Annotated in this window: 20 protein-coding genes; 6 read left to right on the forward strand and 14 right to left on the reverse strand. The window is 69.3% G+C overall.

Going from position 1 to position 25,105, the window contains the following annotated elements:
* From FHU35_RS08285 to FHU35_RS08305, 5 genes are all read right to left on the reverse strand, one after another.
* Complete coding sequence (locus tag FHU35_RS08285; RefSeq protein ID WP_145737735.1) at positions 1–1,224, reverse strand: cysteine desulfurase family protein; 1,224 nt, start codon at positions 1,222–1,224, stop codon at positions 1–3.
* 62 nt (positions 1,225–1,286) lie between these two features.
* Positions 1,287–2,666, reverse strand: a complete 1,380-nt coding sequence (locus FHU35_RS08290; RefSeq protein ID WP_246110130.1) for an MFS transporter — start codon at positions 2,664–2,666, stop codon at positions 1,287–1,289.
* Positions 2,667–2,896: 230 nt separating this feature from the next.
* Positions 2,897–3,721, reverse strand: a complete 825-nt coding sequence (locus tag FHU35_RS08295; RefSeq protein ID WP_246110131.1) for a lysophospholipid acyltransferase family protein — start codon at positions 3,719–3,721, stop codon at positions 2,897–2,899.
* Entirely contained in the window at positions 3,718–4,482 is a 765-nt protein-coding gene (locus tag FHU35_RS08300) for a GNAT family N-acetyltransferase (protein ID WP_145737736.1), read from the reverse strand. Before FHU35_RS08300 ends, FHU35_RS08295 begins: the two co-directional genes overlap by 4 nt.
* An 86-nt stretch (positions 4,483–4,568) precedes the next feature.
* Positions 4,569–5,720 carry a nucleotide disphospho-sugar-binding domain-containing protein gene (locus tag FHU35_RS08305; protein WP_246110132.1) on the reverse strand — a complete coding sequence of 384 codons (1,152 nt, stop codon included), beginning with the start codon at positions 5,718–5,720 and terminating at the stop codon, positions 4,569–4,571.
* A 311-nt stretch (positions 5,721–6,031) separates the two neighbouring features.
* Here FHU35_RS08305 and rnhA point away from each other — a divergent pair, with 311 nt between their 5' ends.
* Complete coding sequence (rnhA, locus tag FHU35_RS08310) at positions 6,032–6,478, forward strand: ribonuclease HI (RefSeq protein WP_145737737.1); 447 nt, start codon at positions 6,032–6,034, stop codon at positions 6,476–6,478.
* Between the two features lie 58 nt (positions 6,479–6,536).
* On the opposite strand, the gene FHU35_RS08315 is transcribed toward rnhA, so the two are convergent.
* Positions 6,537–7,487 carry an electron transfer flavoprotein subunit alpha/FixB family protein gene (locus tag FHU35_RS08315; protein ID WP_145737738.1) on the reverse strand — a complete coding sequence of 317 codons (951 nt, stop codon included), beginning with the start codon at positions 7,485–7,487 and terminating at the stop codon, positions 6,537–6,539.
* Positions 7,488–7,519: 32 nt separating this feature from the next.
* Positions 7,520–8,302, reverse strand: a complete 783-nt coding sequence (locus FHU35_RS08320; RefSeq protein ID WP_145737739.1) for an electron transfer flavoprotein subunit beta/FixA family protein — start codon at positions 8,300–8,302, stop codon at positions 7,520–7,522.
* A 298-nt stretch (positions 8,303–8,600) separates the two neighbouring features.
* Between FHU35_RS08320 and FHU35_RS08325 the strand changes: the two genes are divergently transcribed.
* On the forward strand, positions 8,601–9,449 hold the full coding sequence (locus FHU35_RS08325) for a DegV family protein (protein WP_145737740.1): 849 nt from the start codon (positions 8,601–8,603) through the stop codon (positions 9,447–9,449).
* Positions 9,450–9,730: 281 nt separating this feature from the next.
* Here FHU35_RS08325 and hrpA read toward each other — a convergent pair whose 3' ends face one another.
* The 4 genes from hrpA to FHU35_RS08345 all read right to left on the reverse strand — a co-directional run bounded on the left by hrpA (position 9,731) and on the right by FHU35_RS08345 (position 16,778).
* Complete coding sequence (gene hrpA, locus FHU35_RS08330; RefSeq protein ID WP_246110133.1) at positions 9,731–13,639, reverse strand: ATP-dependent RNA helicase HrpA; 3,909 nt, start codon at positions 13,637–13,639, stop codon at positions 9,731–9,733.
* A 172-nt stretch (positions 13,640–13,811) separates the two neighbouring features.
* Complete coding sequence (locus FHU35_RS08335; protein WP_145737742.1) at positions 13,812–14,990, reverse strand: THUMP-like domain-containing protein; 1,179 nt, start codon at positions 14,988–14,990, stop codon at positions 13,812–13,814.
* Positions 14,991–15,091: 101 nt separating this feature from the next.
* Positions 15,092–15,874, reverse strand: coding sequence for an enoyl-CoA hydratase/isomerase family protein (locus FHU35_RS08340; protein WP_145737743.1), 783 nt, complete (start codon positions 15,872–15,874; stop codon positions 15,092–15,094).
* A gap of 136 nt (positions 15,875–16,010) precedes the next feature.
* Complete coding sequence (locus FHU35_RS08345; RefSeq protein ID WP_186459346.1) at positions 16,011–16,778, reverse strand: ABC transporter ATP-binding protein; 768 nt, start codon at positions 16,776–16,778, stop codon at positions 16,011–16,013.
* Between the two features lie 466 nt (positions 16,779–17,244).
* Here FHU35_RS08345 and FHU35_RS08350 point away from each other — a divergent pair, with 466 nt between their 5' ends.
* The 3 genes from FHU35_RS08350 (at position 17,245) to FHU35_RS08360 (ending at position 19,564) form a co-directional block, all read left to right on the forward strand.
* Positions 17,245–17,838, forward strand: coding sequence for a cysteine dioxygenase (locus FHU35_RS08350; RefSeq protein ID WP_145737745.1), 594 nt, complete (start codon positions 17,245–17,247; stop codon positions 17,836–17,838).
* Entirely contained in the window at positions 17,838–18,266 is a 429-nt protein-coding gene (locus FHU35_RS08355; RefSeq protein WP_145737746.1) for a rhodanese-like domain-containing protein, read from the forward strand. The genes FHU35_RS08350 and FHU35_RS08355 overlap by 1 nt, the downstream gene beginning before the upstream one ends.
* Positions 18,267–18,478: 212 nt before the next feature.
* Complete coding sequence (locus tag FHU35_RS08360; RefSeq protein WP_246110134.1) at positions 18,479–19,564, forward strand: hypothetical protein; 1,086 nt, start codon at positions 18,479–18,481, stop codon at positions 19,562–19,564.
* Positions 19,565–19,630: 66 nt separating this feature from the next.
* On the opposite strand, the gene FHU35_RS08365 is transcribed toward FHU35_RS08360, so the two are convergent.
* Positions 19,631–20,575, reverse strand: coding sequence for an NADP-dependent oxidoreductase (locus tag FHU35_RS08365; protein ID WP_145737747.1), 945 nt, complete (start codon positions 20,573–20,575; stop codon positions 19,631–19,633).
* Between the two features lie 113 nt (positions 20,576–20,688).
* The gene (locus tag FHU35_RS08370; RefSeq protein ID WP_145737748.1) at positions 20,689–21,261 is read right to left on the reverse strand and encodes a TetR/AcrR family transcriptional regulator; all 573 of its coding nucleotides are present in this window, start codon (positions 21,259–21,261) and stop codon (positions 20,689–20,691) included.
* Between the two features lie 104 nt (positions 21,262–21,365).
* Between FHU35_RS08370 and FHU35_RS08375 the strand changes: the two genes are divergently transcribed.
* Positions 21,366–22,538, forward strand: a complete 1,173-nt coding sequence (locus FHU35_RS08375; RefSeq protein ID WP_145737749.1) for an MFS transporter — start codon at positions 21,366–21,368, stop codon at positions 22,536–22,538.
* Between the two features lie 3 nt (positions 22,539–22,541).
* Here the strand turns inward: FHU35_RS08375 and glgP are convergent, their stop codons facing one another.
* Complete coding sequence (gene glgP / locus FHU35_RS08380; RefSeq protein ID WP_145737750.1) at positions 22,542–25,091, reverse strand: alpha-glucan family phosphorylase; 2,550 nt, start codon at positions 25,089–25,091, stop codon at positions 22,542–22,544.
* Positions 25,092–25,105: the final 14 nt, after the last annotated feature.

Consider the following 25,105-nt stretch of genomic DNA (forward strand, 5'->3'; position numbering starts at 1 on the left):
TCATTCCGCGGCAGCGGTCGCCGCCGACGACCGGCGCAACCCTGCCAACCCGGCACCACGTGCTCGCTGGACCACCGAGCCGATGACATCGGTGAGCGCCTTCACGTCGGCCGCCGTCGAACTGTGCCCAAGGGAGAAGCGCAACGACCCCCGAGCGGCCTTCGACTCAGCACCCATCGCCAGCAGCACGTGGCTGGGTTCGGAAACCCCCGCGGTGCAGGCCGAACCCGTGGAGCACTCGATTCCCTTGGCGTCCAGCAACATCAGCAGGCTGTCGCCCTCGCAGCCGGGGAAGGTGAAGTGCGCGTTGCCGGGCAATCGCGACGGACCACCGCCGATGACCTGGTCACCGGGATCGCCGTTGAGCACCACGTCCGGGACCGCCGCGCGCACGCCGTCGATCAGCTCGTCCCGCAGCTTCGCCAGCTGCGGCGCGTGCGAGTCGCGCTCGTCGACGGCTTCCCGCACCGCCGCGGCCAACCCCAGGACACCGGGGGTGTCGAGGGTCCCGGAACGCACCTCGCGCTCCTGGCCACCGCCGTGCAGCACCGGTGTGCACTTGACGTCGCGGGACAGCAGCAGCACACCAGCACCGTAGGGACCGCCCACCTTGTGCCCGGTCATGGTCAGCGCCGACGCACCGGACGCCCCGAAGTCCACCGGCAGCGTCTCGACGGCCTGGACCGCGTCGGTGTGCAGCGGAATCCCATGACGTTGTGCGATGGCGGCGAGCTCCGCGATGCGGTTGACGGTGCCGACCTCGTTGTTGGCCCACATCACCGTCGCCAACGCCACATCATCCGCGCTGGTCAGAGCCTCTTCGAACACCTCGGGAGTGATCCGCCCGGCCGCGTCCGCCTCCAGCCAGGTCACCTCGGCGCCCTCGTGCTCGGCCAGCCACTCGACGGCGTCGAGCACCGCGTGGTGCTCGACCGTGGAGGCCAGGACCCGACGACGGGTCGGATCGGCCGCTCGGCGCGCCCAGAAGATGCCCTTGACCGCGAGGTTGTCGCTCTCGGTGCCCCCGGCGGTGAACAGCACTTCGGAGGGCCGAGCGCCCAGCGCGTCCGCGATCTCCTCGCGGGACTCCTCGATCTGCCGCCGCGCCCGCCGACCCGAGGTGTGCAGGGACGAGGCGTTGCCGATCCGGGTCAACGCCTCGCTCATCGCGGACACCGCTGTGGGCCGCATGGGCGTCGTGGCAGCGTGGTCGAGGTAAGTCATCGCTCATCCAGGGTAATGCAAGCTGACCGCCGCCTCCCCTGCGGTCCAACGGAACGCGCAGGTCAGACCGGTTTGACCCGGCCCGCCCGGAGCAGCATCACAGCCGCGGGCACCGCCACCACCAGCAGCACCAGATCCAGCGGCAGCACACCCCGGGTCGGCGCGGTCTCGCTCGCCAGCGCGCTGACCACCACACCTCCGGCCCCGACCAGCAGAGCCTGCCCGAGCATGTCGGAGATCTGCAACGCCGAGGAGTTGAAGCCGCGCTCGGTCTCCGGGGACCGCGAGAGCACGGCCACGGCCGTCGTCGCCACGGAAATCCCCATCCCCATCCCGGCCACGAACCACCCCACGAACACCAGCCACGGCACACCCCCTGCCGGCAGTGCCCACACCAGCGCGAACACGCCCGTCCCCACCAGGCCGAACCCGGTCGCGACGACCTGCTCGCGGCCCATCCGGCGCTGCCTGCTCTGCCAGAAAGCTCCCACCGACCACCCCACCGACCCCACCGTCAGCGGGACGCCTGCGCCTGCCGGGGAGAAACCGTGGACCACGGTCAGGCTCAACGGGACGAACGCCTGCGCCGTGAAGAACAGCCCGGCGAGAAGTCCCCGCGAGAGCACCATCACCGGCAGTCCCGGACGAGCTCGCAGCGTCCCTTCCGGGAGCAACCGCAGCAATGAGGGGACCAGCACGACCACCCCCACCGCCGCCACCACGAGCCCGAGCGGGGACGTCTGGTTCACCGACCAGTTCAACGCCACAACACCGGCCGCCGCGCCCACAGCAGCCCACGGCAGGCCGGGCCGGGCAGCAACGCGCCCTTCACCCCGCGCGCCGAAGCGGCGCAGCGTGGGAACCAACAGCGCAGCACCGATGCAGACCAGCGGAGCGAGGCCGCCGAACACCCACCGCCAGCTCGCGTGCTCGGTGAGCAGCCCTGCGATCAAGGGACCCAGCAGAGCAGGCACCACCCACGCCGCCGAGAGCGCCCCGAAGGCGGCCGGCCGGTGCCGCTCCGGGTAGACGCGGGCGATCATCACGTAGAGCGACACGATCAGAACACCGCCGCTGAGGCCCTGCACCACGCGCGCGAGCAGCAGCACCGCCATGCTCGGAGCCGCGGCCGCGATCACCAGGCCCGCGGCGAACGACGGCAGCGCCGCCAGCAACGACGACGCCGGGCCACGCGTGTCCGCAACCCTGCCGCCGATCACGGTCCCGACGGCGCTGGAAGCCAGGAACACCGTGAACGGCCAGGAGTACCACTGCGATGCGTGGAAATCGGCGACGATCGTGGGCAGTGCGGTGCCGAGTCCCATCGCCTCGAACGCCACCAGCGTGATGACCAGGATCAGCCCCGCGGTGAAAGCGCGGCGCTGCGGATGCCACAGCGCGCTGCCGGAGGGGTCGCTGGTGTTGCCCTCGACGATGCCCACCGAACCAGGCTGCAACTTCCACCCCGGTAGAGGTCCAGCACTTCCACCCACCCGGCGCAGCGACCCGCCCGGCCACTTCCCGGGTTTCCGCTGAGATCAGGTTCCCCGCTCCGTTGCCGTCCCGACGGCAGCGAGCATGGGAACCTTCCTGTCACATCCCCACGAACGGCAGGCTTCGAGCACCAGGCCGTCCGGGTTGCCGTCCCGTTGGCCGGGAATCGACCTGAGGATCACGCGGCGACGGGCTCGGCGGGGACGTCGTGTCCCCTGCGAGCTCCGGTGACGCCGGTGATCGCGGCTTTGGCCTCCAGGGCCAGCGACTTTCGGTCGTCACCGGTCAGTTCCGGCAGAACGACGACCTCCACCACGAGGCCGCGCATGCGTGCGACCGAGAGGACCGAATCGGCCAAGTTCGCATCGCCCAGGAAGGCCGGCGCGGTGGTCAACCGCCCGCCCCCATCCCGGAAGCGCACCGCCACCGGTTGGATCGGAGTCCCGGCGTCCAACGCGGCCTGGAAGACCGCGGGACGGAACGTGCCGCTCGCCGAACCGCACCACGTGGTTCCTTCTGGGAACGTTCCGATCACCGCTCCGGTGCGGAGCTCGTCGGCGATCGTGGCGACCGCGCCCGGCAACGCCGAGAGCCGATCGCGGTCGATGTAGACGGTCCCGACCCGCCCGGCCAGCGAACCCAGCACCGGCCACGACCGGACCTCGACCTTGGCCAGCATCTTCATCGGAGTGAGCACCTGGAGCGCCACGACATCCAGCCACGAGACGTGGTTGCACACGACCAGCCCACCACCGGGCTTGAGCGTGCCGTCCACCTCCAGCCGGATGCCCAGCGCGCGCAACAACATCCGGAACCACTTCGGCACCGCCCGTCGCCGCAGCGACGACGGGAGGGCCAGCACCATCGCGCTCCCGAGCAGCAGCAGCGCGATGGTGACGCCGATGCGCATGACCAGCCGCAGCCGACCGACCTCGGTGCCGGGGTCGCGCGGCGGCAGGCAGTCCGGCCCGCACGGCGACTCCGGCATCCACGAGTGGTTCATGCCGGCTCTCCGAGGAAGTACCGCATGTATCTCTGGTCGGCGCGTTCCAGGTCGAGCAGCACGAAGAAGTCCGCCACCCCGAAGTCGGGGTCGTGCGCGGGAGGTCCGCAGACCTCCGCGCCCAAGCGCAGGTAACCGCGCAGCAGGGGCGGGATCGTCGAGCGCTCAGCGGTCTCGCCGGGTTCCCACGGCTGATGCGGGAGCACCCGCCGCTCCTCCGGCGCGTAGTGCTTCTGCGAGACCGTCCTCCACACGTGCGCGGCCTGAACACCGCCGTCGTCCAGCGGCACCGATGCGCAGCCGACGAGCATGGTGTGCCCGTGCAGCAGCATGTAGCGGGCGATTCCCGTCCACACCAGACTCACCACGGCACCGTTGCGGTGATCCGGGTGCACGCAGGACCGGCCGGTCTCCACCAGCGACGGGCGCAGCGGATCCAGTGCCGAGAGGTCGAATTCGGTTTCCGAGTAGAGCATTCCGGCGGACGAGGCGCGGTCGGGCGGCAGCATCCGATAGGTGCCGACGACCTCCCCGCTGCGGTCTTCCCGCACGATCAGGTGGTCGCAGTGGTCGTCGAAGGAGTCCTGGTCGACGCCGAACTCCCCGCCCTTCACGGTGGCGCCCATCTCCTCCGCGAACACCCGGTGGCGCAGGCGTTGTGCGGCGTGGACCTCGTCGGCATCACGCGCGACGAGCAGCGAGTAGTGTGCGTCGGCCGCCGCGTTCGGTGCGGCGCTGGCCAGCAGCTGCATCTCGGACATGTCCAAGGTGTATCGCCGCGCGGCGAACGCCCAACACACCAGCGGATGACACGGAGCCGGAACTTTCGGTGAATGCCAGGTGCGTGCTACTCCATCCGGGCCCTCGATACCGCCCGTTGCAGCACGTCAGAGGGGCTTGGCTGGCTCGCCATCTCCTCGGCGACGGCCCGCGCGCACTCGGCGAACTCCGGTTCATCGAGCAGCCTGCACACCGTGGCGCGCACCGTGTCCGCATCGACGGTGGCCGGGTCGTGGGACAGCCCGACGCCCCTGCCGACCACGCGTTCCGCGGACAGCGGGTTGTCGGCGAACGACGGCAGCACCAGCTGCGGAACGCCGTGGTGCAGCGGTGCCGCCGTGGTCCCGGATCCGCCGTGGTGCACCAGCAACGAGGTGGTCGGCAGGAACACCGACAACGGCAGATACCCCACCGCGCGCACGTTGTCCGGCACCGAGCCGAGCTCGATCTTCCCCGCCAGCACCACCTCGACGTCCATGTCTGCCAGCGCGTCGAGGGCGACCATCACGGTGCTCGTGCCGGACATCAGGGGAACGACCGTGCCGAGCGTGACACCGACGCGCGGCCTGTCCGGTCGCCTCAGAGCCCAGTCCGGGACGGCTGAGCCGCCGTTGAAGGGAACGAACCGCATGGGCCACCAGGGCACCTCGTCGAACGCGTCCGGCTCGTCGGCGGCCAACCCGCCCATGCTCGGCGGGCGCGGGTCGATCCGAGCGATCACCTCCGGCCCGTTGCCGGGGATGCCCAGCCGATCACGCAGCAACCGGTCCACGTCCTCGTTGACCCGAAACGGGCTGTCGGCGTCGCGGCTCGACCACGAAATCCGGTTGCCCACCTCCAGCACCGGAACACCCAGCGCGTCCGCGGTCAGACCGCCCGCGGGGTGACCGCTGGTGTGCACCACGAGCTCGGCGCCGAAAGCCCGCCCCGCCTCGATGGTTCCCTCGGTCATCGCGAGCGTGAACGAACCGAACGGTCCCCGCTCGGTCCGGGCGACCTCCGCGAAGGTCTCGGCCATCCACTCCGGCACACCCGCGAGCTGTTCGGGAGTGGGGCCGGCCGGTGACATGGCGGCCCCCATCACCGCATCCCAGCGTTCGTGATCGGGGAAGACATCAACCACGGGCAGTCCTGCGCGCGACAGGACGTCGACCATCTCGGACGCGCTCGCGAAGAGCACTTCGTGACCAGCGGCACGGGCCGCCCACACCAACGGCACGATCGGCAGCGTCAACCCGTGCGCCGGCCCAGCGGTGAACAGAATCCTCACAAGACCCGAGCCTGCCACGCCCCACGACCGAGCACCGGCCACTTCGGCGAGCAGGGGAACCTTTCTGCCACCCGCGACGCACCTCCCGCCGAAACGAGGATGGGACCCTTCCTGTCACCGCCCCCAGCGAGCACCACGGGCTCCCGCGGTGCGTGGGAACCTTCCTGTCACCGCTCGCCGGTCGGCGCTGAGGTGAGGATGGGAACCTTTCGCGCACGCCGCTGCCCGGGTCTGCGGACGGTGGAGGCTAGATTCAGCACATGCAGATCGAGCGCGTCGACCTCTACACCGATGGCGCATGCAGCGGTAATCCCGGCCCGGGCGGCTGGGGTGTCGTGCTGCGCTACGGCGATCACGAGCGGGAGCTCTACGGCAAGGACCCGACCACGACCAACAACAAGATGGAGCTCATGGCCGTGATCGAGGGCTTGGCCGCCCTCACCCGTCCGATCCCGGTGGTGCGCGTCTACACCGACAGCACCTACGTGCTCAAGGGCATCACGGAGTGGATGCGCGGGTGGAAGCGCAACGGCTGGATGACCTCGGCGAAGAAGCCCGTCAAGAACGCGGATCTGTGGCAGCGGCTGGACGCGGAACGCTCCCGCCACGGCGAGGTCCAGTGGGAGTGGGTCAAGGGTCACGCCGGTCATCCGGAGAACGAGCGCGCCGACAAGCTCGCGTGCAAAGGTCGCGACGAAGCTCGCTGAACGACGAGAAGCGGGCCGTGCTCTGGTGTGAGCACGGCCCGCTTCGTCGCGTCAGGGGTCAGCCCTTGCGCTTGGTGACCTCTTCGGTGAGCTGCGGGGCGACCTTGAACAGGTCACCCACCACGCCGTAGTCGGCGATCTCGAAGATCGGCGCCTCAGCGTCCTTGTTCACCGCGACGATCGTCTTGGACGTCTGCATGCCCGCCCGGTGCTGGATCGCACCGGAGATGCCCAGGGCGATGTAGAGCTGCGGCGACACGGTCTTACCGGTCTGACCGACCTGGAACTGGTGCGGGTAGTAACCCGAGTCCACCGCGGCACGCGAAGCACCGACGGCGGCGCCCAGCGTGTCGGCCAGCTTCTCGACGACCTCGAACTGGTCGGCCGAACCGACACCGCGACCACCGGAGACCACGATGCTGGCCTCGGTGAGCTCGGGACGGTCGCCGGCCTCGGCCGGCTGGCGGCCGGTGATCTTGGCACCGGACGACGCCGGGACCTCGACCTGCTCGACCGCGGCGGCACCCGAGGCCTGCTCGGCCTCGATGGAACCGGGCAGCACGGTGACGACCGGAGTGCCCTTGCTGACCTTCGCCTTGGCGTCGTAGGTGCCACCGAACAGCGAGTGCGAAGCCACGCCCTCACCGTCGACGTCCACGACCTCCGACAGCAGACCGGAGTCCAGGCGGATCGCCAGACGACCGGCGACCTCCTTGCCGTCGACCGACGCCGGCACCAGCACGGCCGCCGGGTTCGCCGAACCCGCCAGCGCTGCCAGCACGTCGACCTGCGGCGTCACCAGGAACTGGGCGGCCTCCGCGGACTCCGCCGCGTAGACCTTCGCCGCACCGTAGGAGCCCAGGGCCTCCGACAGCTTGCCCGCCGTGCCCGGCTCACCGACGACGACCGCCGACGGCTCACCGATGCGACGCGCTGCGGTCAGCAGCTCGTGGGTGACCTTTTTGACCTCGCCGTCCACGTGATCGACGAGGACCAGAACCTCAGCCATGAATCAATTCCTCCTCGAAAACCGCGAACGACTCAGAGCAGCTTCTCGCCGGCCAGGAACTCAGCAACCTGCGCGCCGCCTTCGCCCTCGTCGGTGACCTTCACACCACCGGACTTCGGCGGCTTGGGCGCGGACTCGACGACCTGGGAGCCGGCGTTGGCCAGGCCCACCTCGGAGGCGTCGATTCCCGCGTCGGCCAGCGACAGCGCGCTCACCGGCTTCTTCTTCGCGGCCATGATGCCCTTGAACGACGGGTATCGCGGCTCGTTGATCTTCTCCGTCACCGACACGACGGCAGGCAGACCCGACTCGACGGTCAGGATGCCCGCGTCGGTCTCGCGCTCGACCTTCACCGACGAACCGTCGGTCTCGACCTTGCGCGCGAAGGTCAGCTGCGGCCAGCCGAGCACCTCGGCGACCATGGCCGGCACCGCACCCGAGCGACCATCGGTCGCCTCGTTGCCCGCGATGACCAGCTCGGCACCCTCAACGGTGCCGATGACCTTCGCCAGCGCCTTGGCGGTGGCGGGCGCGTCCGTGCCGTGCAACGCCTCATCGGAGAGGTGCACCGCCTTGTCCGCACCCATCGAGAGCGCCTTGCGGATGGCATCCGTGGCGCGATCGGGACCCATGCACACGACGGTCACTTCGCCGCCCTGGGCCTCCTTGATCAACAGCGCCTCCTCCACGGCGCGCTCGTTGATCTCATCCAACACGGCATCTGCCGACTCGCGGTCCAACGTGTGATCCGCAGCAGCCAGCTTCCGTTCGGAATACGTGTCGGGCACCTGCTTAACCAGGACGACGATGTTCATGGGCCCTCTTCGACCTCCTGCGGACTCAACTGACGCTCGCTGGTCCTCCAGCGGCTCTGCTTGTGGACCCGGAGCTTGCTCCGTCCGGGTTAGGTTGACCTTGCCATGCCCTTGTCTGGAAAGCACAGTGATGCCAACCACCAAGGATGTTACTTGCCAGTAGCCGGGGTGCAACCAGGCCCCACCCGTGACAGTACTCACCCTCCCGGCGCCCGGGATGATCAACCATCGCAAAAGTGGCGACGGGACATCCGGGAAAGTATGTGAACGAACCTTACGTATTAGTAGCCTTGCCGCCATGAGAAGACGCGTCGCCATCGTGACCGATTCGACGGCTTCGGTTCCGCTCGACGTGGCCGACCGACTCGGAATCTCCATCGTCCAGCTCGAGCTGACAGTGGGCGATGAGCAGAACGACGAGCGCCGAGTGCTGCACGCCCAGATGGCCGAGGCAATGCGGAACAACGTGCCGGTCGCCACCAGTCCGCCGCCCACTCCCGCGTTCTACTGGAATTACGCCGATGCCGCGGCCTCCGGCGTGGAAGCGATCATTTCGATCCACATTTCCGAAGGAATGTCCCAAACCTGCCAGGCCGCCCGAATTGCCGCCGCGGAGATCGGCGTGCCGGTGTACGTGGTCGATTCGCGGCTGACGGGCCTGAGCCTGGGATTCCCGGTGATCGCGGCGGCGGAAGCGGCCGCAGCGGGCGCCAACGCGCACGGTGTGATGAACGTCCTGGAGCACCGGCTGCGCAGCACAACGCAGCTGCTCTACGTCGACACGCTGGAGTACCTCCAGCGCAGCGGGCGGATCGGCCGAGCTCAGGCCCTGCTGGGCCAAGCGCTGTCGATCAAACCGGTGCTGATCATGAAGGACGGCATCATCGACCAGCTGCACAAGGGGATCGGACCGGACCGGGCCCTGCGCAAGGCCATAGGGACCGCCGCGGAACGAGCGGGCCGCGGGCCCGTCGACGTGGGAGTGGAACATTTCGAGGCCTCCGACCGCGCCAAGCACGTGCTCGACGCGCTGTGCTCGCAGCTGCCTCAGGTGCGCCGGGTCACGCTGGAGGAGACCAGCGCGATCATAGGAGCCCACACGGGGCCGGGAGCGCTCGGAATCGCGGTGTCACCCGCGAGCTTCTGATTCGCCCGTTCCGCGCAACTCCCGGACCGGACGCTCAGATCGAGCCCCGACTCCGCGAATTGCTCCCCCGAACCGCCTCTCGCGCGGATGCGGCGTCGACCTCTGCCCTTTTCCCCTGACTTTCCACTCTTTTGAGTGGTGCGAACGTGCGTTCGATGCCGGATACTCGTTGTGGTCCGGCCCGAAACACTGCACACGGGCACGAATTGCGCACCATTCCTGGGGGAATCATGCGTGCGACCCGCGGCTCGCGCCTGCGCGCGAGCGAATCCGACAGGCGCTCAATCCTCGATCTTGTCCATCGCGCGGTGAATGCGCTTGACCGACACCGGCCGCGGCGTCCCCAGGGACTGGGCGAACAGGCTCACGCGCAGCTCCTCGATCATCCAGCCCACATCGAGCAGCGCGGGGCTGGGAGACCGCCCTCGCGGAACGCCGGCCAGCAGCTCCCGATAGCGCTGCCCGACCTCGTCCACCTGGTGCATCCACTCCCGGTCGCGCTGCGGCTGGTGCTGCGCCTTGTCCAGCCGCTGCTCGATCGCGCGCAGGTAGCGGACCAGGTCGCGAAGCCGGTCGAAGCCGGTCGCGGTGACGAACCCCGGGTGCAGCAGGCCTTTCAGCTGCCCGCGGATGTCACCCAGCGACTCAGTCGAGATGCCCTTGGGCCGGTCGGCGATCACCGCCTCGACGTGCTGCGCGGCGACCAGGACTCGCTCGACCTCCGCCAGCACCGCCACCGCGTACTCGCCGAGCCCGGCGCGGACCTTCGCCTCCAGCGAGGCGTAGGCCTCGCCGTCCCAGGCGGGCCCACCGTTGTCCGCCATCAGCTTGTCCACGGCGCAGCGCACGCAGTCGTCGAGGACCGAATCCAGATCGCCGTAGAGGCTCCCGCCGAGCACGAGGCGACTGGTCGTGCTCATGCCGCGCCGGATGGACTTCGCGGGCGAGGGCACGTTGAGCAGCAGCAGCCGTCGTGTGCCGTCCCACAGCGCGCGCTGCTGCTCCCGCTCGGTGTCGAACATCCGCACCGCGACGCTCTCGCCCTCGTCCACCAGCGCCGGGTACGCCTTCACCGCGTGCCCGGAACGCTGCTGCGAGAAGGTGCGCGGCAGATCGCCGAAACTCCAGGAACGCAGCCCGCCCTGCTCGATGTCGTCGGCCGCGGCCGAGATCTCCTCCCTCACCTTGGGTTTGAGCCGCAGCTTCAGCGATTCGAGATCCTTGGACTCGGCCAGCTTGCGGCCCTTGCGGCCCACCACGCGGAAGGTGATCTTCAGGTGCTCGGGAACCTTGTCCGGATCCCACTCGCCGCGCGGCACGTCGACCCCGGTCAGCTGGCGAAGACTGCGCTGCACGGTCTCCAGCAGCGGGCCGTCATCAGGTCCCACGCGGGAGATCACGGCCTTGGCGAAGTCCGGGGCAGGCACGAAGTTGCGCCGCGTGTGCTTGGGCAGCGACTTGAGCAGCGTGGTCACGAGTTCTTCGCGCAAGCCCGGGATCTGCCAGTCGAATCCCTCGCCGTCGATCTGGTTGAGGACCTGCAACGGGATGTGCACCGTGACGCCGTCGGCATCGGATCCCGGCTCGAACTGGTAGCTCAGATTCAGCCGGTGCTCTCCGTAGGTCCAGTGGTCCGGGTAGTCCTGATCCCTGACCTGCTCCGAGGTCTCGTTGATCAGCATGGACTTCTCGAAGTTGAGCAGGTCGGGCTGCTCGCGGCGGGTCTTCTTCCACCACGTGTCGAAGTGCTTGCCGGAGACCACTTCCTCGCCGAGGCGCTGGTCGTAGAACTCGAACAACGTCTCGTCATCGACCAGGATGTCGCGGCGGCGCGCCCGCTCCTCGAGGCCCTCGACCTCGTCGAGCAGCGCGCGGTTCTGGTGGAAGAACTCGTGCCGGGTGTCCCAATCCCCCTCGACCAGCGCGTGGCGGATGAACAACTCGCGGCTGACCTCGGGGTCGATGCGCCCGTAGTTGACCTTGCGGCCCACCACCAGCGGCACGCCGTAGAGCGTCACGCGCTCGGCCGCGACGACCGCGGCGCGGTCCTTCTCCCAGTGCGGTTCGCTGTAGTTGCGCTTGACCAGGTGCCCGGCCAGCTGCTCGATCCACTCCGGTTCCACGCGGGCGACGATGCGCGCCCACAGGCGGGAGGTCTCGACGAGCTCCGCGGCCATCACCCAGCGCGGTGGCTTCTTGAACAACGACGACCCGGGGAACACCGCGAACCGCGCGTTGCGGGCTCCTTGGTACTCGTGGGAACCACGCCCCGGCGGGCCGGAACGCTGCGCGCCGTTGCGCTTCTCGACGTCCTTGAGGCCGATGTGCGACAGCAGGCCGGCGAGCAGCGACTGGTGGATGCGGGTGGCGTCGGCGGGCTGGTCGGCCAGCGTCATCCCCATCGACTTGACCATCTGGCGCAGCTGGCCGAACAGGTCCTGCCACTCGCGCACGCGCAGGTAGTTGAGGAAGTCGTTGCGGCAGAGCTTGCGGAACTGGTTGGAGGACAGCTCCTTCTGCTGGGTCCGCAGGTGCTCCCACAGGCGCAGGTAGGCGAGGAAGTCGGACTCGGCTTCCTTGTCGACGAAGCGCGCATGCTTCTGGTCGGCGGCCTGCTGGTGCTCGGCGGGGCGTTCGCGCGGGTCCTGGATGGACAGCGCGGCCACGATCACCAGCACCTCGCGCAGGCAGCCGTTGCGCTCTGCTTCCAGCACCATCCGCGCCAGCCGCGGGTCGATGGGCAGCTGGGCGAGGCTGCGGCCGACCTTCGTCAGCTTGCGGTCGGCGGCCGACTTGGTGTTCTCCAGCGCACCGAGCTCGTGCAGCAGGTTGACGCCGTCGGTGATCTGCCTGCGGTCCGGTGGCTCCAGGAACGGGAAGGACTCCATCTCGCCGAGCCCCAGGGAGGTCATCTGCAAGATGACCGAGGCCAGGTGGGTGCGCAGGATCTCCGGGTCGGTGAACTCCGGCCGCGACTCGAAGTCCTCCTCGGAGTACAGCCGGATGCAGATGCCCTCGGAGACCCGGCCGCAACGGCCCTTCCGCTGGTTCGCGGAGGCCTGCGAGATCGGTTCGATCGGCAGCCGTTGCACCTTGGTGCGGAAGCTGTAGCGGGAGATCCGCGCGGTTCCCGGGTCGATGACGTACTTGATGCCGGGAACCGTCAGCGAGGTCTCGGCGACGTTGGTCGCCAGCACGACCCGGCGCCCGGTGTGGCGCTGGAACACCCGGTGCTGCTCGGCGGCCGTCAACCGCGCGAACAGCGGCAGGATCTCGGTGTCGCGGAGCTGCAGCTGCGCGAGCGCGTCGGCCGCGTCCCGGATCTCCCGCTCTCCGCTCAGGAAGACCAGGACGTCACCGGGTCCTTCGGCGAACAGCTCGCGCACCGCGTCGCAGATGGCCTGCGGTTGATCGCGGACGTCCGAAGACGGTTCCTCCTCGTCGTCGGATTCCTCCAGCAACGGCCGGTAGCGCACTTCGACCGGGTAGGTGCGGCCGGAGACCTCCACCACCGGGGCGTCGTCGAAGTGCCGGGAGAAGCGCTCCGGGTCGATCGTCGCCGAGGTGATGATGACCTTCAGGTCCGGGCGCTGCGGCAGCAGCTGCTTGAGGTAGCCGAGGATGAAGTCGATGTTGAGGCTGCGCTCGTGCGCCTCGTCGATGATCAGCGTGTCGTACCGCCGCAGCAGCCGGTCGTGCTGGATCTCGGCGAGCAGGATCCCGTCGGTCATCAGCTTGACGAGGGTGTCGTCGCCGGTCCGCTCGGTGAACCGCACCTGGTAGCCGATGGCGCCACCCATCTCGGTGCCCAGCTCCTCCGCGACCCGCTCGGCGACGGTGCGGGCCGCCAGCCTGCGCGGCTGGGTGTGCCCGATGACGCCCTTGATGCCGCGACCGAGCTCCATGCACATCTTGGGCAGCTGCGTGGTCTTACCGGAACCCGTCTCACCTGCGACGATGACGACCTGGTTGTCCCGGATGGCGGTGAGCAGGTCGTCGCGCCGCTGACTGACCGGCAGGCTCTTCGGATAGCTGATCTTGGGGACGCCGTCGTGGCGGCGCTGCACGCGCAGCTCGGCCTTCTCCACCTCGCCGGTGATCTCCGCAGCGGCCGACCGCAACGCCTCGGGGTCGCGGATCTTGCGGGTGCCTTCGATGCGACGACGCAGCCGACGCTGGTCCTGCAGCATCAGCTCGGGCAAACGGTCCCGCAGATCAGCGAGCGAAGATTTCACAGACGGCGTACTCATACTCCGCACAAGCATAGAGAAGGCCCCTGCGGAGCTGCCTCCCGATTTCGCCGCATTCACAGGCGAGAGGCATTCGACCGGCCATGTCGTGACGCCGGTCACCGACCAGAGGTCAGGTGCGCTCCGCCCGGCACAGGTAGGCGACCGCGTGATCCCCGACCCTGGTGATCACGACGCTCGCCTCCTGCGCCCCCTTCGGCTTGAGGCGGCGGCGCAACGCGTCCGGATCCACGTCGACACCGCGCACCAAGATCTCCAGCCGGCCCACGTCGTGGCTGCGCAGCAGCGAGCGCAGCGCCTTCTCGTTGAACCGCCCGTGATCGAGAACGCGGAAGGCCCGCACGCCCGGCGGCGGCACGTCCCCGGTGAGGTAAGCGATGTGCGGGTCGAGCTGGACCAGCCCGTGCCGGGCGGCGTAGTGGCGCACGAGCCCCGCCCGCACCACGGCGCCGTCCGGGTCGACGATCCACTCGCGCACGTCCTCGGCCGGGCAGTCGTCGGACTCGGCATCGGTGATGGTCCAGGCCGTGCCATCCGCTCGCAGCACGCTCGCCCGGCGCCGGACGGTCCGATCGGCCAGCGATCCGAACCACAGAGCGGCCTCCCTGACCTGCCCGGCCAGAGACACCACCTCGGCCTCGGCGTCGTCGGGAACGGCGGCGAAGTCCAGTCCAGGCGCGCACTTGACCACCAGGTCGCGCCCGGCGTAGACGGCCAGGAGCTCGTCCAGCGGCGGCACCAGGTCGGCCGGGCTCCAACGGCGCCGACCACCTTCGTCCCGGCGCGCCGGGTCGGCCACCACCGCGGTGTCGCGGGTGACCGGTCTCAGCGCATCGGCCTCCGCCACCACAGCGTCGCGACCAGCGCTGATCAGGTTGTGCCGAGCCATGAGAAGCCGCACCCGGTCCACGTCGGATCCCACGCTGCGCTCGGCAACAGCGGCCACGGCGGCGAGATCGGCACCGATGGAGCAGGTCACGTCATGCACGTCGCGGCCGGCCAAGCGCTGCGCGCGATGCCGCGCGACGGTGCTCGCGGTGGCCTGCTGCAACGCGGCGTCGGTGAACAGCCAGTCGCCGCTCCCGTCCAGCTTGGACTCGGCTTTGCGCCGCAACACCGCCGTTTCCAGCGCCGCTGCGGCGAACCGCTCACCGACCTGGCGTCGCGCGGTGGCGACATCGGTCAGCCGCGACTTGCCGGTCAGAGCGAGTCCGGAGAGCTCGGCGACAGCGGCACGACCCGCCGCCGAGCGCAGGAACGTCACGTCATCGACGTCGAACGAGTAGCCCACGAAACGCCCCTAGAACGCGCCAGCCGCGAACGGCCGGCGCGGACCGGGAACCGGAACTCGGTGGGCTCTCGTCACGACTGTCTCGACTGGTCAGGGCAGGATCAGCGACCGGTGAACTTCGCCTTGCCGGGACCGTTCTCGACGAACGACTTCATGCCGATCTCCTGGTCCTCGGTTGCGAAGGTGCCCGCGAACAGGTGGGTTTCGAGCTTGAGCCCGTTGTCCAAGTCCACGTCCAGACCCCCGTCGATCGCGGCCTTCGCCGCCGCCAGGGCCCGAGCCGCACCTCCGGTGAACTGCTCCGCCCAGCGCTTCGCGGTCGCGTAGACGTCAGCGGACGGCACGATCTCGTCAACCATGCCCAGCGCGAGCGCTTCGTCCGCCTCGACGAACCGTCCGGTGTAGATGATGTCCTTGGCCTTGCTGGGCCCGATCAGCCGCGCGAGCCGCTGCGTACCGCCGGCGCCCGGGATGACTCCGAGCAGGACCTCCGGCTGGCCGACCTTGATGTTGTCGGCGGCGATCCGCCGGTCGCACGACAACGCCAGCTCGAAACCGCCGCCGAGGGCGAAACCGGTCAGCGCGGCAACCGTGGGCTTCGGGATCGCCGCGACCTGGCTCATCGCGTACGACAGCCCGCGCTTCTCCTTGTCGGCCATGTCCGCGTAGGACATGTCGGCCATCTCCTTGATGTCCGCACCGGCTGCGAAGACCTTCTCACCGCCGTAGACGATCACGGCGCGGATGTCCTCGCGCTCAGCGGCCTCGATCGCGACATCGCGAAGCTCGGTCTCGATCTGCCGGTTCAGCGCGTTCATCTTCGGCCGATCCAGCCGGATCGTGCCGATCGCACCCTCGACCTCAAGCCTGACGAACTCGCCCACGCAGCAACCTCCTCGTCGAACCACCGCTCTTGCCGCCCGCGAGGCTATCGCGCTGCACTCCGGATCTGCTGTGTCACGGATCTCAACCCCGCCGCACATCAGCGAGCCCAGCAAGCGCGCACGCGATTCGCGCAGGTCAGGCCCGGCGACGGGCGAAGTAGCGGTCCCCTGCTCGCTGCAGTTCGAGGTCCTGGTCGAAGGTCTTCGACAGGTTGTCCTCGGTGAGCACGTCGTCGAGGAGGCCCTGGGCGACGATGGCGCCGTCGCGCAGCAGCAGGCAGTGCGTGAAGCCCGGCGGGATCTCCTCGACGTGGTGCGTGACCAGCACCGAAGCGGGCGCGTCCGGGTCCATCGCGAGCGTCGACAGGCGGGCGACGAGGTCTTCCCGCCCACCGAGGTCGAGGCCGGCAGCGGGCTCGTCGAACAGCAGCAGCTCCGGGTCGGTCATCAGCGCGCGGGAGATCACGACCCGCTTGCGCTCGCCCTCCGACAACGTGCCGAACTCGCGGTCGGCGAGGTGCGCGACGCCGAGCAGTTCGAGGAGTTCGACCGCGCGATCGGTGTCCATCGCGTCGTACTCCTCGCGCCAGCGACCGAACACCGAGTACCCGGCGCTGACCACGACGTCGCGAACGATCTCGTCTCCGGGCACGCGGTTGACCAGCGCACCCGAGCACAGCCCGATCAGCGGGCGGATGTCGAAGACGTTCGTCTTGCCGAGCCGCTCACCGAGCACGTCGACGGTCCCGGTGGTCGGGTGCATCTCCGTGCTGGCCATCTTGAGGAGCGTCGTCTTGCCCGCCCCGTTGGGCCCCAGCACGACCCAGCGTTCGTCGAGCTCGACCGACCAGTTCACGTCGGCGACCAGCGTCGTCTTGCCCCGCCGGACACCGACGCCGTCCATCTGGATGACCAGGTCCTCCACGTCTACCTCCCAGCCGTGACTGACCGCGGCTGCGCACCAGGCGCGCGCTCGGCGCTCGTCTCCGTCGAGGACCGCCACAGGCTCCGGCCGGTCCTTCTGCGTCCATTGTTCCCGTCCTCACCGCACTCCCTGCGAGCGGGATGCCGCAGCCGGACGAACACGACCAACCCTGCAGACGGTCCACATCCCGGGAACTCCGTCGCGCCCCTGGCCCTGCGGACGCTCCGGTGCAACTATCGATGGCGTGTCCGATTCGTTGCTCACCCGCGATCGCGTGATCGACCTGTTCCGGGTCGTCGCCTCCGCCTGTCGCTGAAAGCGGTCCGAGAGACCTCCCGCTTTCCGACTTCATCGCGGCACGACGAATCGTCCAGCCACCCCACCTCTCGCGGTAGGGGTGCCGTGTCGTGCCGGTGCACACCCGCAAGACACCTGGAGACACCCCATGAGCATCACGCAGCCCGAGAAGCCGACCTCCCCGCAGTCCGAGTACACCCCGACCGCACCCGTTCCCGCCCTCGGCGAAGCCGAACTGCACCCCGCCCTGGATCTCCCCCTGCTGCGGGACCTGATCCACCCCGACCGCCTCAACTGGACGCCGCGCGAGCTCCGAGACCTCACCGGCCTCGTGACCAGCGAGCTGACCACGGATCTGATGAACATCGTGCACGTCGACGAGCAGCAGCGGTGGTGGGCCAAACTGGGCCTGACCGCAGGCGTCGAGCTCTGGCTGCTCTCGTGGACCCCCGGCCAAGGCACGCCCGCCCACGACCACGGCGGGGCATCCGGTTCGTTCTCCGTCCTATTCGGCGCGCTGCGCGAGGACTACCGCTACGCCAACGGACCGACCCGGACCAAGCACCACGACCTCGGCGCCGGAGTCGGTTTCGGCCCCGGGCGCGCCCACCAGGTCACCAACGTCAGCTCGGTCAACTCAGCCAGCGTCCACGCCTACTCGCCGCCGCTGCTGCCGGTCCGCTACTACGCCGACCCCGCCGAGATCCCCGCAGTCCCCCCGCAGCGAAGCGAGGTCAAGTGATGCCCCACATCCCCGAGCCCCGAGAAGAGCAGGTCGGTTTCGGCCCGTACGGAATCGAGCACCTGCTGGCCGAATCGCGCGAGAAGCTCGCGAGGGTCAGCCCGCACGAGGCCTTCGAAATCCAGCGCGAAGGCGGCCTGATCATCGACATCCGGCCGGAGGCTGATCGCCTCACCGGCGGTGAGATCCCCGGCGCGCTCACGGTGGAACGAATCGTCCTGGAATGGCGCCTCGACCCGTCCGGAAGCCACCGGCTCACCGGACTGCACCCTGATCGCCCGGTCGTCCTGGTCTGCAACGAGGGCTACGCCTCCAGCCTCGCCGCCGCCCAGGCCCAGGAACTCGGCCTCACCAAGGCCACCGACCTCGCAGGCGGCTTCCACGCGTGGAAGCAAGCGGGCCTTCCCACCACCGCCGCCGCGGCCTGACCGGAGCAAGGGAACCTTCCTGTCATCACCGCCTGGTGAGTGACAGGAAGGTTCCCTTGCTCACTTCCGGACCGGGCACGACGACGGCCACGAGCAAAGCGGCCACTCGGACGGTGCCGGTCCCGTAGGCTCCGGGCCTTGTGCGAGCTCAGAGCATCTTGTTGCGCCCTTGGGTGCTGGTCACCGTGGTGGGCGCGATTGTCCTAGCGACGGTGGAAGTCCTCCTCGGAACCGGTTTCTCGGGTGTCGTGGCCGGGTGGTCGGGCGGTGTGGTGGGAGCCGTCCTGCTGCCGGTGGCGACGCAGCTCGGGTTGTTGCTGGGTTCTGCGGTCTTCGGGCTGCGCGTGCGGCAGGTCGTGTTCGGCGCGATGCGTGAGGTCGCTTCCTTCAAGCGCGGGAACGTGACCTTCACCTTCCGGGCCCTGCCCGTGACGCTGCGGGCGCAGATCGGACCGTGGCGCTCACCGGTGATCCTGCGTTGCTGGCTGGCGGGGTTGCTCTCAGCACTGGCCGGTCTGGCCGCGGTGGCCGCCGCCTGGTGGTGGGTTCCCGGCGCGTTCGGACGCGGGATGGCGCTGGCGATGAGCGCGTTCATGCTCGTCAAGTTGTGGCCCAAGCGAGTGCCGCTGACGACGTCGACCGGGTGGCTGCTGTTCTCCCTGCCCCGACTGCCGGAGGCGGAACGCTCGGACTTCCTCGCCGCGCCGTTGGCGGCGCGCGCCTACGAGGCCCTGCGCAGTGGCGACATCGACACCGCGCAGGCCCGCGCCGACGAACTCGCCGAGCGCTTCCCGGGCATCAACGCGACGGTCTCGTGCCAGATCGCGGTGCTGGAATCGCGCGGGCTCTACGCGCCGGGCGTGCTGCTGCTGTTGAAGTTCCTGTCCGACAACGACGTTCCGCCGCGCAAGATGGCGTACCTGCTGGCGGGTCTGGCGGGTCTGGGATTCAAGGCCATCGAATCCGGGCAGATGCCGGCGGACAGCCTGTTGCCGACGGCGAAGAAGGCCCTCCACGACGCAGTGCAACTCGGATATCCGGAGTTCGAGCTCAACGGCACCAACGGGTTGCTGGCCCTGATCGAGGGGGACGCCGACGTCGCGGTCCGGCTGGCCACCAGCGGCGCCGAGTACAACCACTCACCGCTGTCCCGCGCCGACGACCTCGCCACCCTCGCCCGCGCGCACATGCTCCTCCACGACAACGCGTCGGCCCGAACCGCATTGGCACGCGCCGAGGAGCTGGCGCCCTGGTCTCCGCGGGTGAGCGAGACCCGCCAGCGCCTGTCCGTGAACTAAGAGCAGGGAACCCTTCTGCCACGCGAAGTGACAGAAAGGTTCCCCTGCTGCTTCTGGCGTGCTGATTCAGTCGATGGTCAGCACGAGCTTGCCCTTGGTGCGCCCGGTTTCGCCCTGTGCGTGGGCCTTGGCCGCATCGGCCAGCGGGAACGTCCCGGCGATTTCGGCGCGCAGCTTGCCCGCCTCGACCAGCTCGCGGACGGCCTGCATTCCGGCCTGGTCGGCTTCAACGAGCATCAGTTCGGCGCGCACGCCCAGCTCGTCGGCTTCCGCAACGAGTTCGTCCCGGTCGTAGGGCAGGATCGAGACGAGGACTCCGCCCTTGCGCAGCACCTGCAACGAGCGGCTGCGGTAGTCGGCGGCAATCGGGTCGAGAACGACATCGACATCGCTGACGACCTGCTCGAAGTCGTTCGACGTGTAGTCGATGAGCTCGTCGACGCCCAGTCCGGTCAGGAACTCGTGCTTGCTCTTGCTCGCGGTGGCGATGACGTGGGCGCCCTTGGCCTTGGCGATCTGCACGGCGAGGTGCCCGACTCCGCCCGCGGCCGCGTGGATCAGGATTCGCTGGCCCGCCTGCAGATCGGCGGTGTCGTTGAGCGCTTGCCACGCGGTCAGCGCGGCGAGCGGGATGGCTCCCGCCTGCACGTGGTCCACCTCGGCGGGCTTGGAAACGAAGGCACGCGCCGGACCGGTCACGTACTCGGCGTGGGAGCCGAGCCCGAACGGGTAGGGCAGCATGCCGAAGACCTCGTCGCCCGGCTTGTGCAGGGTCACGCCGGTTCCGATGGACTCGACGACGCCGGAGACGTCCCAGCCGAGGATGCGCGGGGGCTCACCGAGGAAGCCCTGGCCGGCGCGGTGCTTCCAATCGGTGGGGTTGACGCCCGCGGCACGCACGCGGATCAGGACCTCGCTCGGTCCCGGCTCGGGCTTGTCCAGTTGTGCCTCGCGCAGCACCTCCGGACCGCCGTACACGTCCTGGGTGATGGCGCGCATGGTTTCACTCATGTCCTCCACCCTGCCCCATCGAAAGCGGGCCTGCGTGGAGGCGGTGGGGCGTTGTGAGGATGGGAACCTTTCTGTCACCGGAGTGCGCGAAAGGTTCCCCTGCGCCGATCAATTCAGGCGGGGTCTGTGAGGCGGCGGACGGCTTCGCGGGAAGCGGAGCGCAGGTCTTCGACCTTGGTCTCGCCGAGGATCAGGCGACGCAGTTGGGGAACGGCCAGGGGCCAGCTGATCACGCCGAGGGCGAGCAGGACGAGCATGCCCGGGTCGATCGCTTCGGTGACCTTGCCGTTGTCCTGGGCACGGCGGACCGCATCGACCTTGTCGCGATAGTGCTCAGCGCGTTCGGACTCAGCGGCGACACCGCTGTCACCGCGCTCCAGCGATTCCCACATGAGCAGTCGCAGGACGTGCGGGTTGGCCGAGTGGTAAGCCGCTAGTCGGTCGACGTAGCCGGGGAGGTCCTCGCCGTCGATGGGCACCTCGGCCGCGAGTTCGGCCATGGCTGCTTCCAGGACGGCGGTGAACAGGGCGTCCTTGCTGCCGAAGTAGGCGTAGATCAGCTGCTTGTTGGCCTGGGCCTGCTTGGCGATGCGGTCGACGCGGGCGCCGGCGATGCCGTGTCCGGCGAACTCGGTCGTCGCGGCCTGGAAGATCCGGGCCTTGGTGGCTTCGGCGTTGCGGGACACAGCCGCACTGTACCGCTGTGACCAACCATTCGGTTGACACGAGTTCCGGCCGCCGAGAGACTTCAACCAACCAGTTGGTTACCCGTTTCACCTGCGGAGAGTGAATGACCGCCGTCGCCCCCGACACCGGCCGCCTGAGCCGTGCACTGCTGTTCGCCGCCGCGTTGTGCGCCGGTATCACCGTCGCCAACATCTACCTCGCGCAACCGATCATCGGCCCCGTCGCCGACACCTTCGGCACCTCGCCGCAGACCGCCGGCATCGTGGTGACCGCCGGAATGCTCGGCTACTCCGCCGGTCTGCTGTTCGTCATCCCCCTCGGCGACAGCAGCGATCGGCGCACCATGGTCGGCGCGCTCAGCGTCCTCACCTCGCTCCTGCTGGTGGGAAGTTCTCTCGCACCGTCGTTGCCGGTGCTCGCGGTGCTGATCGGACTCGCAGCGGTCACGACCGTCGTGCCGCAGATCCTCATCCCGCTGGTCGTGCAACTGGCCGACCCGGCGCAGCGGGGCACCGCCATGTCCTGGGTCCAGGCCGGGTTGATCACCGGGATCATGGGGGCACGTGTCGTGTCCGGCCAGATCACCGGACTGCTGGGCTGGCGCTGGGTCTTCGCCGCTTCAGCTGTGCTCACGCTGGTCGTGGGCCTGTGGACGGTTCGCGTGCTGCCGAGCGACGGCGAGCGGAACCCGGTGAGCTACTGGGCGCTGCTGGGCTCGCTGCCCGGCTACCTGCGCCGCGAGCCGGGGCTGCGCCGCGCCTGCCTGCGCCAAGCGGGGAGCTTCGCCGCGTTCAACGCCGTCTGGACCACCCTCGCCCTGGTGCTCACCGCACCACCGCACGGCTTCACCGTCTCCGAAGCCGGGCTCGTCGGTCTGCTCGGACTGCTCAGCGCCGCACTGGCACCCGTGGCCGGGAAAATGGTCGACCGCCACGGCCCCCGGCTGGTCGGCGCGCTCGGACTAGCGGTGCTCGCCCTCGCCGCACTCGTGCTGATCCTGGGCACGAACTCGCTGACCACCCTGCTGCTGGGCACCGCGGCCGTGCCGATCGGCCTGCAGGTCGGCCAAGCCGCCAACCAGAACGCGGCGCTGTCGGTCAACCCCGCAGCCGGCGGACGCCTGAACACCATCTTCATGCTTTCGACGTTCCTGGCCGGCGCGATCGGCTCGGCCGCGGGCGCCGTCACCTACGGACTCCACGGCTGGCCGGGCGTGTGCGTCACCGCCCTGATCTTCCTGGCGCTCGGCGGGATCGGACTGCGCCGGATCCGCTGACCACTAGCCCGCGAGCACGACCTTGCCGAGCTCCGCGGGCTGCGACAGCAGCGAGTGCCGTGGCAGGACGCGGACGTTGTACCCCGCAGGGCCCGCGTGCGGAAGGGTCACCGTGGCCGCGTACCGGCCATCACCGGTGGGCTTCATCGACGCGGTCACGAAGTCGTGCAGGACGTCGTTGTCGTCGACCCTGCCGACCACGACCTCGACGTCCACATCAGACGGGTCGAGGCCGGCGAGGTCCACCTTCGCGCGAACCGTGACCTGCCCGCCCAGAAGCGGCGTCCCGTGATCCACCGACATCTCGGTGTCCCCGACCCGCACCTGGTTCCACGCGGCCTGCAACCGCCTCCGGTAGTCGGCGAGTTCCCGCGCACCGCTGAAGTCGTCGTCGGACATGGCGCGCATCGACTGCGCCGCAGGCGTGTAATGGCCGTCGACGTACTCGCGGACCATTCGCGACGCCTGAACGCGCGGTCCCAAGGTCGCCAAGGTGTGGCGCACCATCGACATCCACTTGCCGGGCACTCCGTCGCTGTTGCGCTCGTAGTACATCGGAGCCACGTGCTCGGAGATCAGCTCGTACAGCGCAGCGGCTTCCAGGTCGTCCCGCCGGTTGGGGTCGCTGACACCGTCGGCCGTGGGAATCGCCCACCCGTTGCGGCCGTCGTACATCTCGTCCCACCAACCATCGCGCACCGAGAGGTTCAGCCCTCCGTTGAGCGCGGCCTTCATCCCCGACGTCCCGCACGCCTCCAGCGAGCGCACGGGGTTGTTCAGCCACACGTCGCAGCCGGACACCAGGTAGCGCGCCAACGACATGTCGTAATCCGGGAGGAACACGATGCGGTGCCGCACGTCGGCGCTGTCGGCGAAGCGCACGATCCGCTGGATCATCGCCTTGCCGCCCTCGTCGGCCGGGTGGGACTTGCCCGCCACCACGATCTGCACCGGCCGATCGGAGTTCAGCAGGAGCTCCCGCAACCGATCGGTGTCGCGCAGCATCAGCGTCGCCCGCTTGTAGGTGGGAACCCTTCGCGCGAAGCCGATGGTGAGCACCTCGGGGTCGAAAACCGAGTCGCACCAGCCCAGCTCCAGGTCCGAAGCACCGCGCTGCTGCCAGGCCACGCGCAGCCTGCGCCGCACCTCGTCGATCAAGCGCTGGCGCAACGAGGAGCGCAGCTCCCACAACAGCGAATCGCTGACCGGCTCCATCCCGCGCAACCCTGCGCCGCTGTCCATCTCCGACTCGCCGAGCAGCTTGCCGAGTTCGCGCGCCGACCAGGTCGGCCCGTGCACACCGTTGGTGACCGAGCTGATCGGGATCTCCTCGATCCCGAAGCCCGGCCACAGGTTGCGGAACATCTTGCGGATCACTTCACCGTGCAGCTCCGAGACGCCGTTCGCGCGCTGCGCCAACCGCAAACCCATGTGCGCCATGTTGAACATGCCCGGGTTGTCCTCAGCCCCCACCGCGAGCACCCGGTCCGACGGCACGCCCGGCAGCAGCGGTTGCTGCGCTTCATCGTCGAAGTAGTGACGCACCAGATCCACCGGGAAACGGTCGATCCCGGCCGGGACCGGGGTGTGCGTGGTGAACACGGTCCCCGCGCGGACCGCGGCCGTGGCCTGGTCAAAGTCCAGCCCGGGATCTGCCTGCAGCTCCCGGATACGCTCCAGCCCCAGGAAACCGGCGTGGCCCTCGTTGGTGTGGAAGACCTCGGGCTGCGGATGCCCGGTGAGGTCGCAGTAGGCGCGCACCGCCCGCACACCGCCGATGCCGGCGAGGATCTGCTGGCGGATCTTGTGCTCGGCGTCGCCGCCGTACAGCCGGTCGGTGGTGCCCCGCAGGTCGTCGTCGTTGTCCGGGAGGTCGCTGTCGAGCAGCAGCAGCGGAACCCGCCCGACCTGCGCCTTCCACACCCTCGCGTGCAAGGTGCGGCCTGCGGGCATCGCGACCTCCACCACGACAGGGCGATCGTCCCCGTCTGTGAGCACTTCCAGCGGCAGCCCGCGAGGGTCGATCACCGGGTAGTGCTCGACCTGCCAGCCCTCTGAGGACAACCCCTGCCGGAAGTAACCGGAGCGGTAGAGCAGGCCCACCCCGATCATGGGGACGCCCAGGTCGGAGGCCGACTTGAGGTGGTCACCCGCGAGCACGCCGAGGCCGCCGGAGTAGTTCGGCAGCGCTTCGGTGAGGCCGAACTCCATCGAGAAGTAGGCGATCGAAGCCGGAAGTTCGGCGCCCTCGTCCTGGCGCTGCTGGTACCAGCGCGGCATGGTGAGGTAGCGGCGCAGGTCGTCGCCCACCGCGCGAGTGCGCGCGAGGAAGTCCTCATCCGCAGCGAGCCGGCGCAGCCGCTCGGCGGGCACCTCCGACAGAAGGCGCAGCGGATCTGATCCCACCGCCGCCCACACCTGCGGGTCGACCGCCGAGAACAGGTCCTGCGTGGGCGGATGCCACGCCCAGCGCAGGTTCGTCGCCAGCTTGCCCAGCGGGCTCAGCGGTTCGGGCAGGTGGGCCCGGACGGTAAAGCGATGGACGGCTCTCACGGGAGCGGACCATA

Origin of the sequence: Saccharopolyspora dendranthemae, from assembly GCF_007829955.1 — a bacterium.
Taxonomy (GTDB): domain Bacteria; phylum Actinomycetota; class Actinomycetes; order Mycobacteriales; family Pseudonocardiaceae; genus Saccharopolyspora; species Saccharopolyspora dendranthemae.